12 protein-coding genes and 1 pseudogene are annotated in these 14,068 nt (G+C 61.6%); 6 read left to right on the top strand and 7 right to left on the bottom strand.

Annotation, left to right across the window (positions count from 1 at the left end; translation table 11 throughout):
• Positions 1 to 12: 12 nt before the first annotated feature.
• Positions 13 to 582: a cupin domain-containing protein gene (locus AC4AMJ_RS09295; protein ID WP_489917878.1), complete on the bottom strand. Its 570-nt coding sequence runs from the start codon at positions 580 to 582 to the stop codon at positions 13 to 15.
• Positions 583 to 597: 15 nt separating this feature from the next.
• Entirely contained in the window at positions 598 to 1,761 is a 1,164-nt protein-coding gene (locus AC4AMJ_RS09300; protein ID WP_489917879.1) for an alcohol dehydrogenase catalytic domain-containing protein, read from the bottom strand.
• A 405-nt stretch (positions 1,762 to 2,166) separates the two neighbouring features.
• Between AC4AMJ_RS09300 and AC4AMJ_RS09305 the strand changes: the two genes are divergently transcribed.
• The 5 genes from AC4AMJ_RS09305 (at position 2,167) to AC4AMJ_RS09325 (ending at position 9,163) form a co-directional block, all read left to right on the top strand.
• Positions 2,167 to 3,915: an FAD-dependent monooxygenase gene (locus AC4AMJ_RS09305; protein WP_489918402.1), complete on the top strand. Its 1,749-nt coding sequence runs from the start codon at positions 2,167 to 2,169 to the stop codon at positions 3,913 to 3,915.
• Between the two features lie 286 nt (positions 3,916 to 4,201).
• A complete protein-coding gene (locus AC4AMJ_RS09310; RefSeq protein WP_489917880.1) occupies positions 4,202 to 5,815 on the top strand; it encodes an AMP-binding protein in 1,614 nt (537 codons plus the stop codon).
• Positions 5,812 to 6,612, top strand: a complete 801-nt coding sequence (locus tag AC4AMJ_RS09315; RefSeq protein WP_489917881.1) for an enoyl-CoA hydratase/isomerase family protein — start codon at positions 5,812 to 5,814, stop codon at positions 6,610 to 6,612. The genes AC4AMJ_RS09310 and AC4AMJ_RS09315 overlap by 4 nt, the downstream gene beginning before the upstream one ends.
• On the top strand, positions 6,609 to 7,367 hold the full coding sequence (locus tag AC4AMJ_RS09320) for an SDR family NAD(P)-dependent oxidoreductase (protein WP_489917882.1): 759 nt from the start codon (positions 6,609 to 6,611) through the stop codon (positions 7,365 to 7,367). The genes AC4AMJ_RS09315 and AC4AMJ_RS09320 overlap by 4 nt, the downstream gene beginning before the upstream one ends.
• Before the next feature lie 92 nt (positions 7,368 to 7,459).
• Positions 7,460 to 9,163 (top strand): CocE/NonD family hydrolase, encoded by a 1,704-nt coding sequence (locus AC4AMJ_RS09325; RefSeq protein ID WP_489917883.1) that lies wholly within the window; start codon positions 7,460 to 7,462, stop codon positions 9,161 to 9,163.
• Between the two features lie 459 nt (positions 9,164 to 9,622).
• On the opposite strand, the gene AC4AMJ_RS09330 is transcribed toward AC4AMJ_RS09325, so the two are convergent.
• From AC4AMJ_RS09330 to AC4AMJ_RS09350, 5 genes and pseudogenes are all read right to left on the bottom strand, one after another.
• Complete coding sequence (locus tag AC4AMJ_RS09330; protein WP_489917884.1) at positions 9,623 to 9,961, bottom strand: DDE-type integrase/transposase/recombinase; 339 nt, start codon at positions 9,959 to 9,961, stop codon at positions 9,623 to 9,625.
• Between the two features lie 84 nt (positions 9,962 to 10,045).
• Positions 10,046 to 10,526, bottom strand: a pseudogene (locus tag AC4AMJ_RS09335) (hypothetical protein); the annotation flags it as partial.
• A 244-nt stretch (positions 10,527 to 10,770) separates the two neighbouring features.
• A complete protein-coding gene (locus AC4AMJ_RS09340) occupies positions 10,771 to 11,214 on the bottom strand; it encodes a nuclear transport factor 2 family protein (protein ID WP_489917885.1) in 444 nt (147 codons plus the stop codon).
• Positions 11,215 to 11,234: 20 nt separating this feature from the next.
• Positions 11,235 to 12,839, bottom strand: coding sequence for an FAD-dependent monooxygenase (locus AC4AMJ_RS09345; protein WP_489917886.1), 1,605 nt, complete (start codon positions 12,837 to 12,839; stop codon positions 11,235 to 11,237).
• A gap of 478 nt (positions 12,840 to 13,317) precedes the next feature.
• Positions 13,318 to 13,461: a hypothetical protein gene (locus AC4AMJ_RS09350; RefSeq protein WP_489917887.1), complete on the bottom strand. Its 144-nt coding sequence runs from the start codon at positions 13,459 to 13,461 to the stop codon at positions 13,318 to 13,320.
• Positions 13,462 to 13,552: 91 nt separating this feature from the next.
• On the opposite strand from AC4AMJ_RS09350, the gene AC4AMJ_RS09355 reads away from it, so the two are divergent.
• Positions 13,553 to 13,981: a DDE-type integrase/transposase/recombinase gene (locus tag AC4AMJ_RS09355; RefSeq protein ID WP_489917888.1), complete on the top strand. Its 429-nt coding sequence runs from the start codon at positions 13,553 to 13,555 to the stop codon at positions 13,979 to 13,981.
• Positions 13,982 to 14,068 lie beyond the last annotated feature (87 nt).

Here is a 14,068-nt window from a genome sequence, read left to right on the forward strand (position 1 = left end):
CGCGTTTTGGAATCAGTCCGTGGTTCCCTGCGCACCAAGAAGGACAATCGCAACTGTCGCCGGACTGCCGCTCGGATTCCGCCAGGCGTGACGCGCACCGTTTTGCACGAGAATGTCGTGCTTCTTGAGATTGATGATCTCTTCGTCATCGAGCTCGACCACCAGCTCGCCCTCGAGGACGATCGCGTAGTCGACCGTCTGCGAGCGATGAAAGGGCGGAGTCCCGTCGGCGGCCATACTCGCGATCATGTCGGGCATCTGTTCGGCCATCTCCGCCCCTGCCGCTTCCCCGTCGTAGCCCGGCTGTTCCGCCCACGAATCCGGAGGTATCGTCAGTACGAGCAGACGAGACTCGCCGACAGCAGGAAAAATGGACGTTTCGCGCTCCACAGGTTCTTCTGCTCCGTCGAAGCGCGGCGGCGAGGAAGTGGACCACGCAAACGACCACTCCATTCCCTTGGCGTGCTTGTAGGCGTGGCTTCGGGCGGGAGCACCGTCCGAGACCACCACAGATTTTCCTTCGCGCTCAGCGGTGACAATTCTACGAATCATTGGATCCTTCTTCTGGTTTGAGTTGCGCAACGAATTCAGACTGTCTCAGATTTGTATGACATAGTTCGTGAAGCCACCGTGGGGTTTTCCCTGACTGACGGCCAGAAGCGCGTCATTGATCCGTTCGAGCGGAAAGACGACGTTCTCGAAAACATCGATGTCGGTCTTGTTATCTGTCACCAATTGGGCCATTTCTTCACCCTGTGTGGATGTCATCCAAAACGATCCGGTGAATGTCTGCTGACAATGCATCATCTTGTTGACATTGGTCGGCACCGTCTCGATCACCCCCCCGATGTTGACGTGGGTGCCGCCGCGAGCCAACGCTCCAACGGCGTCGGCGTAGGCAAGAGTTGACCCACCGGTCGGTAGTGCATCTACGACAATGTCCGCGCCATGGCCGGCGGTGATCGCGTTGGCCCATTCCTCAACGGATTCTGTGTTCACCTCTGCCGAATGGACCTCGATCACGTCCGGTGCCAGATTCTTGACGTCGTTGAGCAGCTCGGCGTTGCGCCCCGTCCCAAGGATTCTTCGAACTCCCATGGCCAGCGCGAACAGAGCCGTCCCGAGGCCGAGCGTCCCGGAGATGCCGTTGATCAGGACCGTCGAATACGCATCCAACTGCGCCCGGCGGAGCGCGGCGTAGCCCGTCCCGAGGTAGCCCCACCGCGTTGCGGTCTCCCAGCTCACGTTCTTAGGCAGGCGCACCAGGCTGTGTGCCGGTGCAGTCATCTTTTCGGCATAACCCCCGTAGGGGTAGTCCTTCATCATCTCGGCAGACTTCGGGCCGATGCCAAAGTAGCCACTGAGGGCCGAGTAGTCACATGCTGCGGTGTTTCCGAGTCTGCATGCGCGACAGTTTCCGCAGTAGCGGTGAGGGTTGACATACACCCGGTCCCCTACCGCGAAACCGCGTACCAGCGAACCGATCTCGGAGATCACGCCCACCGCGTCGCATCCATAGATCGTCGGTCTTGCGGGGGCGATGCACGGCGCCGGCGGATCGATCATTGTCAGCAGGTTCGGAACCATACTGCAGGCCTTGACGTCGACCACGACATCGGTCGGCCGGGGCGAGGGAACCGGAACGGTCTCCACCCGAAACGGTTCGCCCACTTCGTGGAGCACCGCCGCGCGCATCTGCCCACTGGACGAGGTGACGACCGGTAGTTCTGCCGATGCTGGGATTGTGTCCGTGTTGGTCATCTGGATTCGCTTTCGTGTGACGTGACGAGTGTGTGAGACGTGCCCAAGACCAATACTCCTGAGGCTTTGGGGCCGGGCGCAGCAGCGAGGCTGCAGACACGATGCTCTTGCGTACCTGAGTCAACTCGAGGCAACGCTCGTGACGCCGCTCACAGTAGGTTGTTCCTGTGCGTCACACCGACTCTTCGATTCCGTTGGGTGGAACCCCGCAGCCGCAGTGTGTAAAACGCGAAGCCGAGTGGCCCTCGCGCGGCCCGCCTCCGCGGTTCGACGGAGCAGTTCCGCTGGGTGGAGTCCGCCTCTTCGTTCGCTCGAGCGCGATGTTGTCTACTTCACATGTCGCACGTCCGAGCTCCCGCCGGCAATAAGCAAGCGTGTGTGAAAAAGAATCGATCTCGTCAAGGGGTGAGTACAATCCGTACAGTAGAAACCGATGTTCTGATCGTCGGCTGTGGTCCAACTGGCCTGTCCGCATCTATCAGTCTTGCCGCACACGGAGTCAACGCGATTGCGATATCGCGTTATCCGGGGACCGCTCCCAACCCGCGTGCGCACATCACAAACAAAAGAACGATGGAAGTCTTTCGCGATTACGGAATCGAGTCCGAAATCAGCGAGGTCGGCTATCCGCTGTCCTGGCTACACAACAATCTCTTCGTGACGTCAATGGCCGGGATGGAGATCGCCCGGTTCAAGAGTTACGGCTCGTCAGAAGACCGTCGATCGGACTACGCAGCCGCGAGCCCGTGCGAGGCGCTGAATTGTCAGCAGCACGTGATGGAACCAGTCCTCCTCGCCGCAGCGGAAAAGCGAGGCGCAGATCTGAGATTCTCGACCGAGATGCTGCAACTGAACCAGACTCCCGAGTACGTGGACGCTGCGGTTCGCCACCGTGACACCGGCGACGAATACACCATCCGCGCCAAGTACGTGATCGCAGCCGACGGTGCCAAATCGACGATCGCGGAGCAGCTCGGATTCGAGTTCAGTGGGCAACCCGGACTGATGGGTATGGCCACCTTTTGGCTGCAGGCCGACCTGACCAAACATGTCGAACACCGTCCTGCGGTAATCTACTGGATTGCCGAGCCCGGAAACTTTGACGAACGTTTCGGCACAGCGAGTCTCAACAATGTGCGGCCTTGGGACGAGTGGATCTTCGTTTTTCCGTGGTCTTCCGACGATGACTTGCCTTCTGATGAAAAAGTGCTCGAGATGGCACGCCGAGGCATAAACGACGACAGCGTCGAGATCACCGTGAAGGGTCGCTCCCGCTGGCAGGTGAACAATGTCGTCGCATCCGAGTACCGCAAGGGTCGAGTCTTCCTGGCAGGCGACGCTGCGCATCGTCACCCGCCGACGGGCGGACTCGGGACGAACACCTCGGTTCAGGATGCCTTCAACCTCAGCTGGAAGCTCGCCTATGTGCTCACGGGCAAGGCCGGTGAGGCGATCCTCGACAGCTACGAAGCGGAACGCAGGCCTGTGGGCGCGCAGATAGTCGAAAGCGCGATCAAGAGCTGGAGAAACGCTTCGATGATTCCCGACGCCATTGGTTTGCGCGACGGTCAGACACCAGAGGAGGGCTGGGAGGCACTTCAGGATCTGTATTCCGCCTCGCCCGAGGCGGCGAGCCGCCGGGAGCTTCTGAACAAGGCTATCGAGCAGCAGAAATACCGAGCAAACGGCCTGGGCGTCGAGCTCGGTCAACGCTATACGTCGTCCGCGATCGTCGACGACGGAACGCCGTTTCCTGCGCCGACCCGCGACCCCGACCTCTACTACGAACCCACCACCCACCCGGGTGCGTATCTGCCCCACGCATGGATCGAGCATGACCGCACGAGGATCTCGACGCTCGACACTGTGGGACATGGCAGTTTCACCTTGGTGGTCGGCGTGGGAGGAGATCAGTGGAGAGAAGCCGCAGCGACCGTCAGCGCGGAACTCGGAGTGGACCTGCCGGTTGTCACCATCGGATTGCGTTGCGAGTACGACGATGTGGTCGGCGCATGGAGCGCCGTTCGAGAAGTCAGCGACCACGGCGCACTGCTGGTCCGACCGGACCGACACATCGCCTGGCGGGCGACCGACATGGCCGAGGCACCGACAGACGAACTGCGCTCCGCGTTTACATCCGCACTCAATCGCTGACGAGTCAGAACGACAAATAGGAACGGTTGTGCACTCATTGAGCTCGGGCTCCTGCCGCAGCATTAGATTCGGCAGGAGTCCGAGCTCGACCACAGAGTGCGGTGATCCAAGAGTGCGAGCAGGTTGCCCTGCTGGACGATCCTTCATACGTGCGACACCGGTCTGACGTTCAAGGTGTTCTTTCGTATCGACGTATGCGAACGCGGCGTCTGCTGTGACGATGACACTTGGAGTTAGGTACCTTATGGGGTACTTTTGGCGCAGTAGTAGTACCTAGGAGGTTGCCATGCCGATCAACGTCGATCTTCGCATCCGCGAGATCCTCGACACCTACTCTCAGCCCGACGCAGACGTCGCAGCGCTGCTCTGCGACAGGCACTCCCCGGACCGAACGGCCCTGACCGTCGTATCCGCAGAGCACGGGAGCGCCGCGTACTCCTATGGCGACCTCGCGGCCTCGTCGATGCGAGTGGCCGGATACTTGCGCGAGAAAGGCATTCGGCCCGGTGACCGCGTCGCCACCTTGATGGGAAAAAGCGCCGATCTGGTGAGCGTACTTCTCGGCATCTGGCGCGTGGGCGCAGTGTACGTCCCCCTGTTCACCGCATTCGCAGAGAACGCAATCAGCTCCCGGCTTGCAGAGGCGAACGCAGTATTGATTTTCACGGACCGGGATCAACGACACAAGGTCGCTGACGGACCGTGGACCATAGCGATAGTCGACGATGGCCCGGGCGGGATCCGGCAGCATCTCGACTCGCTTGCCACCACCCCTGCCATCTCCACTGCGATCGGTGGCGAGGCACCGCTGGTACACATGTTCACCTCCGGCACCACCGGGGCACCCAAAGGTGTAGTCCACCCCGTTCGCTACGCCGCCGGCTGGGTCAGCTACCTCGAGTTCGGACTCGGCGCACACACTGACAGTTCATTCTGGTGCGGCGCGGACCCTGGTTGGGCCTACGGGCTCTACACGGCCATCGTCGCGCCGCTGGCGGCCGGAATCCCAACGGTGCTGCTGCAGGGCGGCTTCTCCCCCGCCACCACATGGTCGACGCTGGCGGACCTGAAGGTCACCGACTTCGCTGCCGCACCGACAGTCTTTCGCGGCTTGCGTGCAGCAAGTGTTGAACCCCCGAAAGACCTTGCACTGCAACGACTGTCCAGCGCCGGCGAACCACTCACACCCGAAGTGAACGAATGGACGACCTCGACGCTAGGCCTGCCAGTACACGACCATTACGGACAAACCGAACTGGGAATGCCCATCGGCTACCCACACCACCCACAATTGCACCGCGACATCACCGAGGGCGCCATGGGACCCGCTCTGCCCGGCTGGTCCATGACGGTGCTGCGCGGCGAAACAGACGAACCCGCCGACCACGGCAGCATGGGCCGCCTTGCGGTCGTCGTCCACGAGAGCGCCTTCATGACCTTCACCGGCTACGCCGGGGCTACGGCGCCGAGCGACCGCTTCTGCGGCGACGGAGCATACTTCACCACCGGCGACACAGCGAGCATCGACTCCGACGGCATCATCCGGTTCTCCTCCCGCGATGATGACGTCATCATCATGGCCGGCTACCGCATCGGCCCCTTCGACGTCGAATCAACCCTGCTACGCCACCCCGACGTCATCGAGTGCGCCGTCATCGCCGCACCCGACGACGTACGCGGCGAAGTCGTCGAAGCCTACGTCGTTCTGGCCCGCGAAGCTGTCGGCACCGACGCTCTGATCTCCGACCTACAAACATGGGTCAAGACCCACTACGCCGCACACGCCTACCCCCGCCGCATCCACATCGTCGAACAGCTCCCCAAGACCCCCAGCGGCAAAATACAACGCGCAGAGCTGCGCCGACAGCGGCAGGCCCTCGAGACGGACGCCACGACGTGAACACCACACAACCGGTCGTCGTCGTCACCCAGCACGGCGCGGTGCGCACGCTCACCATGAATCGGCCCCACCGCCGCAACGCCCTCGACCACACACTCGTCGACGCACTCGACGCCGCGCTGACCGCCGCGGAAAACGACGAACACACGCGGTGCATCATCCTCGCCGGCAACGGACGCAGCTTCTGCGCCGGCGCCGACCTGCAATACTTCCTCGCCCTTCACAACGAACTCGGATCGCCCATCTCATTCCTCCGACGAGTCTCCGCACTCATCACCCGATTCGAAACAAGTCCCCTCCCGATCGTGGCAGCCGTGCACGGCCACGCCGTCGCCGGCGGACTCGAACTCGCCCTGGGATGCGACATCGTCGTCGCCGCCGACGACACCCTCATCGGCGACGGACACATCCGCAACAACCTCGTTCCTGCGGGCGGATCAAGTGTGCGCCTGCCCCGCAAGGTCGGCGACGCCATGGCGAGATGGCTGGCCCTCACCGGCGATCTGGTCACACCCGATCGCCTGGCCGCCACAGGCTGGATCCACACCATCACCTCACCAGGTGACCTCAACACGTCCGCCCTCGCGATCGCACAGCAGCTCGCCGACAACAGTGGTCCCGCCCAAACGCGCTTCAAACAGTTGCTGTTCGACCTCACCACCATGAACTCCACCGACGGACTCGCCGCGGAACTCAACGCATTCGATCGCCACTGGACCGCCAACGACGTCCCGTCCAGCCTCAACGCCTTCCTCGACCGAAAAGCGTTGTCAAACAAGAACCGAGAGCAACCATGAACCGATACGATGACCAGACCGTACTCGTGACCGGTGGAGCCCAGGGCCTCGGCGCTGCGATGGCCACACGGTTCGCCTCCGAAGGCGCCAACGTCGCCATCGCCGATGTGAACATCGATGCTGCCTCCACCCTCGCCCACGAGCTTCACAACACGTACGGCACCTCTTGCGTTGCCCACCGCGTCGACGTCACCGACTCGGGCAACGTGAACAACTGGGTCGACGCCGTAGCTGCAGACCACGGACGCATCGACGTCCTCGTGAACAACGCCGGAATCATCCGCGACAACAAGGTCGACGACATCACCGACACCGACTGGCACTCAGTCGTCGATGCATCTCTGTCCGGATCATTCTTCTGCACCCGAGCAGTGTTGCCGCACATGCGCTCCCGCCAGTACGGACGCATAGTCTCCTTCTCCTCGATGAGCTGGCGCGGCAACTACGGACAAGCCAACTACGTCGCCGCGAAAGCCGGCATCGTCGGACTCACCCGCACCATCGCACTCGAAACCGCCCGACACGGCATCACCGCCAACGCCATCGCACCCGGCCTCATCGAAACCCCCATGCTCGCATCCATGAACGCACCCGCACGTGAGAAGCTGATCTCCAAAGTGCCCCAACGTAAGACCGGCCGCCCCGAGGACATCGCAGAAGCCGCCGCTTACCTCTGCTCCCCCGCCGCCGCCTACGTCAGCGGCATCGTCCTCGATGTCGACGGTGGACTCGGCATAGGATCCTCCATCCGCTGACCACTGCCTGGACCTGCAGTTCACACGGCCCGAACCTAGCCTCCGACGTCTTCTTCTCTCAATGAACAGCACTCCGACCGAAAAGAGTTCTCATGTCCGAGTCACCCGCAACCACCGGAACAGACCCTGAAGAAATTGACGCTCTGTGGGGATTACACGCATCGCCGGCACCCACCGGGCTTCGAGATTGGATGTCGTACGACCGTCCGGCCGAGTACGAAAGCTTGCAGTACGAGATCCAGGTGCCTACCCGCGACGGAACGAGGTTATCGGCACGTCTGTACAGGCCCGGACGCGGCGGACAGCCTGCGGAGGGCGAGTTTCCTGGGATCGTCGCGCAATTCACGCCGTACCCGATTGAGATGTTTGCTCTGCAGCACGAATACCTGTCGGAACGCGGGTACAACGTCTTGGTCGCCAACGTCCGTGGGAGTGGCGCGTCTGAAGGGGAGTTCTCAGACTGGTTCCAGCCGGTAGAAGCAGAAGACAACTACGACATCATCGAATGGCTTGCCGATCAGTCATTTTCGACGGGAAAGATCGGCCAGACGGGCGATAGCTACGGATCGGTCACCACCTGCCGGGTTGCCACCCTCAATCCGCCGAGCCTCGCGGCAATCGCGCCGATCGTGTCGCCGACGAATATCTATGAATGGATTTACCCGGGAGGCGTCCCGACATCCAACGGCGCATGGTGGGCCAGTCAAGGGCCCGTCGTCGACGCTGCAGCCCATGCGAGCACGCTTCAGTCCTTTCAGGACCACTACTTGTTCGACGATCATTGGAAGCAGGCGGTCACGACGAACACAATCGCCACGGCCACGGCCCCAGCCTTGTTCGTCGGCGGATACTACGACATATTCAAAGAAGGAGGCTTCGACGCTCTGCAGCAGCGACCGGAGCAAACGTGGCTGTTGTACGGGCCCTGGGTACACGTCATTCCCTTCTTGGTACCCGGTAAAGTGCCCGTTACGGACCTCAACACCATTCAACTCATTGCGTCCACCGGCCTGAGCATGGAGGAACTGAGCCCGGACAAGTCGCTGTCCTACAGCGTTTTCCTCCACTGGTTCGACTACTGGCTCGACGAACGCCTGGGCGCCAGCCCGCCTCCAGCCCCGGTCGTCAGTTTCGAAGACACCGCTGCCGCAGGTGCGGGGCAGTGGATAGTGGCAGAGCACTGGCCCGCGCCCGAGACGACCGTGACTCGCCGGTACCCGACCCCCGAAGGCGGGCTGTGGCCCACACCCCCACCCACGTCAGATACGACCTACGCCGTCGATCCGTTCGACGGACCTTCCGCAAGTGTGCTCGGAAGCAGTCCCACCGATAGTTCGAAGAATCAGGCGTTGAGAGAACACCGCAGCCCAAACCAACAGGGCCGCTACGCCGGAGGCCGAACCTCGTTCACAACGTCCCCGTTCGAGTCCGACACAGTCGTGGCGGGACCCGTCATGTTGCATCTGTCAGCATCGATCACAGCCGAAGACACCTACTTCGTTTGCAAACTCGAAGTCGTGACCGCCGACGACCGGGTTCTCCAGATCGAGGTCGGTAGCCTGCGGGCGCGATTGAGAACGAGTCGAGAGAGGCTCGAATCGATTGCCGCGGGCGTACCCCACCAATACAATATCGCGCTGGGACACACGCACTGGCGCTTCCAAGCCGGCGAACGACTGCGAGTTACTGTCAGCGGCGGAGATTTCCCCCGCATCATGCCCACCGCCCCCGCAGGAACAGTCACCATTCACCACGGCGACCAGACCTACCTGGAGCTTCCGGTGCTACATTCGTGACTATCCCATCCAAGCCAACAAACAGTGATCGCCCAAAATTGCAACGCGTACCTTAGCATTCGAGACCACGGACAAGCCAACTACGTCGCAGCAATAGTCGGCATCGTCCTCGAGGTCCACGGCAGACTCGGCATAGGATCGTCGATTCGCTGATTCTGACCCGGGCCGACGTCGACCACAACGACAACTCGGTCGGCCCGGTCGACGCCGGGCATCGCGCGACAGACGATCAGTCGGTCGCGCGATCGAGTAGCGTCTCGACAGTCGTTCGTGCATAGACCCACGACGCGTGGATCCCCAGTTGTCGAAGTTCACAACAGGGGCGTCGGTGGTTCGAGTGGTGCGACACCGGCGACCGTCGACGAGATGGCTCACGATGTCATCGCCTTCATCTCTGCACTAGGGCTCGAAGAATATTGTGACATCCGGAATGAACTCGACATTCTTCGAGCATTTTCTCTACGCCTCACACACGAGATATGCAGTCATTGTAGATGACATGGCATAACCGACAACCTTCTCCGAAAACCAATCAAGAACCGTCGCCAGATACCCCCACCCCTGCCAGGTCGCGATATTGGCGATATCGCCGACGAGCTTGTGTCCCGGCCGATCCGCGGTGAAGTCACGCCGCAGCAGATCCGGCAGGCCGGCGCACTCGGCCGGGATCGTCGTCCGCGGCCTCTTCCGCCGCGGTTGACAGGCCACCAAGCCCTTCATCGGCCACCACGCCCTCACGCAGCAGGGCGGTGTGGATGCGGCGGCACAGAGGTGCGCACCCAAGAAGGCTGCCGTCATCACTAGGTGGGCTGTCGAGTCAAATGCTTCCCCTTCGTGTCCAACTCCACCGACCACGACGAACGTTGATTCGGCTCCTGCTCGAACTAGCCTGTCGTGCAACGCTTCGCTCTCGGCGATCGATGTGATCTGATCGCCGTCGCCGGAAGCAATGAGGAAGGGAGGAGCGCTGGAACTAGCATGTGTCAGCGGACTGACGTCGCGGATCTCTTGCGTGTCGGCCAAGGGATCGGGCCTGCCCATCAGAGCGCTCGCCACTGGCGCGGCTAGGAGGGCCCCCTCCAGCCACGATCTACTTGCGTCAGACTGCAGGTCAGCGGGCCCAAACCAACTGGCTACGGCGTCGACTCTGCCTTCGTCGAGTGCTGTTGCGCCGAGTAGGAGTGGGTCAGCGTTTGTAACGCCGAGCATCGTGGCAATATAGGCGCCCGCTGACGCTCCCCACACCCCAATCCGATCGGCTCAAGCCGTGCCGCGATGCATGACGCCTAAGCCAGGCAACCGCCGCCCCTCCGTCGTGGACATAATCTGGGTAGACGGCGGCCGGAGCCAGGCGGTAGTTCACTGAGGCGACCGCGACGCCCAATCTCGCGACTCCCATCAGCCTGTCCTCGGCATTCGCTGATTTGTCTACCGCTTGGAGTTCTCCTCAATGGAAGTACGCAACCACGGGACCATCCGCTGGGACCTCGGGCCGATAGATGCCCAAGGCCTGGAGTGGGTATTGGCCGTACGTCAGATCGCGGGTGACCGTGACTCGCATTCTTCTCCTCTCTTAAATACTCCGAAGTGTGATGTGCTACGCGGAATCACCGTGGTTGGGCCAGAGCAAGTGCCCACAATCCCTCGGGGTCGTAACCTTCGACGACAGGCTCTTTGCTGCGCAACAGCCATCGGCCACCGTCCTGACGCTGGAACTGATCACGCCAGCGCCCCCAGTGATCAGGTTGCGCCACATCGGTGTAGGCGATGAAGAGACTTTCGACGTTCGCATTCGAGGCATCAATGAAGTTGATGTCCGTCGTGGTCACGTGGTGACGGATGAATTCAGGTCCGGGGCCGGCCACTATGCGATGGATCTCGGAAGCGGGAACGGTGTCACCAGTTGGTAGTACGAATACACCGTCGTCGCAGAACAACTCCGGCATTGCAGAAAAATCTGCGTTTTCGGTAGCCATGAAGGCGTAGCGATGGACGATTTGTGTTATTTCGGCCCGCGCCAACAGCTCAGTGTTGTCAATTGGCTTCAGCATCCAATTCCAACCTTTCGTTTCTATTTGGCAGGAGACGCGACTGCGACGCAGTCATCAGCACTCCGCCGCTCGACGTAGTGCACTTGAGCCAAGAAGTCATCCGCCAGCGTGACGACGTCCATCGTGGGTGTTGCGAGTCCAAAGACATAGAGATCGGCGCGGGCGAGAAACGCCGTGGCATCGTGTTGGGAGAAGAATGACGAGTAGGTGTCGTCTGCCGGCTGGAAGTCTGCAGCCGGGGAGTCCTCGATCTCGAGGACGTGAACTCCGACGTCGAGAAGGCGTCGACAGCGTTCGGTGCCGAGTGCCAGCTTAGTTCCCACTGGGCCTATCAGCTGGCCACCAAATCCGACCACATCGTCGAGGAGGCTGTTGCCGTCGTCGGTTCTGATTCGACCCTGGGGTGCCAGCACTCCCGAACCCGGTCGCAATTCGCCCTCGCCCGATCGGGACAGGATTCCTGTCTGCAGGCCAGGGATCAAACCCGTCGGCGCATCCGCAGAGCGCATGAACTGATCGCGCGCGAGTGCGGCTTGCACATCTTCTTCCACTGCCGCCGCCCACACCCCCATCGAGGCTTGAACGAAGAATATGGCGTGAGGGAGGCGCTCTGTTTCGTAGCTGTCAAGAAGTGTTTCCGACACTCGACCGGCTAGCACCAGGTCGAGCTTCCACGCGATATTCACTGCATCACGCATGGCGGTGCATGCACCTTGACCCATCGATGGGCACATCGCATGCGCTGCGTCACCACCGATGAAGATCCGGCCGCGCCGGAAGGACTTCGCAACTTGCGATAGAAAGCGATAAGCAACGCGCCGGGAGATCTCGACGTCGTCCCGCTTGATCCCGAACTGGTCCTCCAAGAACGCGTATCCGATTGCGTGGTCGAGTTGATCGGGCAATTCTTCATCGTCGAGCATCTTGACGTCCGTGCGGCACCGATCGGCGCCATTCGGACCCGCGTACCACGGACGCTCCGGAAGCATGTGGATCTGAGTTTCGAAGACAGCGTCGGGCAGCGGCGACTTGGCGTCGAAGTCAGTCAGTATCCATCGGTCTGTGTGCTCGTGCAGTACGTCGAGTTCGATGCCGATCGCATCTCGTACAAAGCCTTTCGCGCCGTCGAAACCGAGAACATAGCCAGCGGTGACGGTCTCGGTGGTGAGCCCGCCAGCGGGGTCGGTTCTCTCAAGCGTTACCTCGACGTGGTCGCCGCGATCCACCAGCCCCTTCGCGCACGCTCCCCACAGCACGGTGGCGTTGGCGAACTCAGCGATTCGAGCCTCGAGCGCACTCTCGATGTTTGGCTGGTGCAGAGAGTAGTGCGACGGGTGGCCACACACCTGATGACTCCAGTCAACCGAGGGCAGCCGCACGTCATTGACCCCGTACATGTTGAGCGTCTCGGCGGGAATAGCACCCTCCATTGCTGCGGTGGGATCCGCGGCATGCTGCAGCACCCGTGCAATCTCTCCGTCAAGCGTGCTCATGCGGGGCATCCCATAAGGCGCGGGCGCCTTATCCACCGCTATCACGCGGTGACCCGCCCTCGCCAGCAGAGAAGCCGCGATCTCACCTCCCGGCCCAAACCCAACGATGACTACGTCGGCATCAAACGTCATGCTGTTCCTCCTGAACGCCACGGCGAGTGTGCGAATTACGCCACTTGCCAACTATGGACTCGACCGACCGCGTGTCCGTGTCGTCAAGCGCCCGTCCGCTGCCAGGTTTTCGCCGTTCTTGTGATCCAAGCCATAGAGTAGCCGCGATCCGCCATGCGGGCAATCGGTCCGTTGGATGGACCGATGCGCAGGTTCAAACCACGACGGCAACCGTCGCGCGTCCGCGCCAAAGCGTCAGCACACAAACACGCGACCCAGGCTCCATCGCCATGCCGAAGCCGACCCAGGAGGTCACGCAATACCGAGTGATCATGCGTTCGCTTGCACCACAGAAAGTTTCGCTCTTTGTGCCACCGTCGCCATCATTCCGCGGTGCGTGTGTGCAAGCCTCTGTGGCCTTCTACGAGAGCATCTTGACGGCCAGGGTCTCGTAGATCCGAGCCAGGTCATCCACAGAAAGTGGACCGTTTGGGTCGAATCAGCCTGCGATAGCAATAGTCATCTGCAAGATCGCAAACCCCGTTGCTCGCACATCGGGACCGGCGCAGCGGTCCGTCGCGACACAGCACTCAATGATGGTCGTCAGCTCCCGCTCGTAGTCGCGTCTCAACTCCACTGCCATGGCGTAGTGCTCGGGCGACAACCGAGACACCGCCCGCGGCCTGCATGGGTCACCGCGTCTGCACGCGGATCTACGTGCTGAGGGGTGGACGGTGCCGGAGAAGACCGTCGCTGATTCGATGTGCCGCCAAGGCTTGGTGGCGCGGCGGCTTCGTCGGCGCAACGGGCTGATCCGGCAGGACACGACCGCCCCGAAGTTCCGGAATTTGTTGTGTCGTGATTTCACCGCGCAGTGTCCGGACGAACGATGGGTGGGCGCCATCAACGAGATCCCGACCGGGGCGGGCAAGCTGTATCTGGCCACGGCCATCGACCTGTACAGCCGCCGCCTGCTGAGTGCGGCCACCAGCCGGCACCCGGATGCGATGGTGGCGTGTGCCGCGATCGAGATGGCGGTGGCCACGCGGGGCGGTACGCAGGCGACAGGGCGTGACGACGATGCGCAGAAGTTGATTTTCCACACCGATTATGCCGGGGTCTGGGTTAAGCCGAGGAATGGCGAGTTGTCCTGTACGGGTTAGGGTGTGTGACCGGTTTCTCGGCTTAATGTTTGTGCGGGGTGTGGCTAGCGTCGATGCGTATCCGTATGTCCTCTGGAAGGAGAAGGT

The organism is Gordonia sp. LMA484, assembly GCF_058129505.1.

Coding starts and splice junctions, on each gene's coding strand:
- AC4AMJ_RS09300 (WP_489917879.1), bottom strand. CDS start 1,761: ATGACCAACACGGACACAATCCCAGCATCGGCAGAACTACCGGTCGTC.
- AC4AMJ_RS09345 (WP_489917886.1), bottom strand. CDS start 12,839: ATGACGTTTGATGCCGACGTAGTCATCGTTGGGTTTGGGCCGGGAGGT.
- AC4AMJ_RS09320 (WP_489917882.1), top strand. CDS start 6,609: ATGAACCGATACGATGACCAGACCGTACTCGTGACCGGTGGAGCCCAG.
- AC4AMJ_RS09350 (WP_489917887.1), bottom strand. CDS start 13,461: ATGGCAGTGGAGTTGAGACGCGACTACGAGCGGGAGCTGACGACCATC.
- AC4AMJ_RS09330 (WP_489917884.1), bottom strand. CDS start 9,961: ATGACGGCAGCCTTCTTGGGTGCGCACCTCTGTGCCGCCGCATCCACA.
- AC4AMJ_RS09325 (WP_489917883.1), top strand. CDS start 7,460: ATGTCCGAGTCACCCGCAACCACCGGAACAGACCCTGAAGAAATTGAC.
- AC4AMJ_RS09310 (WP_489917880.1), top strand. CDS start 4,202: ATGCCGATCAACGTCGATCTTCGCATCCGCGAGATCCTCGACACCTAC.
- AC4AMJ_RS09340 (WP_489917885.1), bottom strand. CDS start 11,214: ATGCTGAAGCCAATTGACAACACTGAGCTGTTGGCGCGGGCCGAAATA.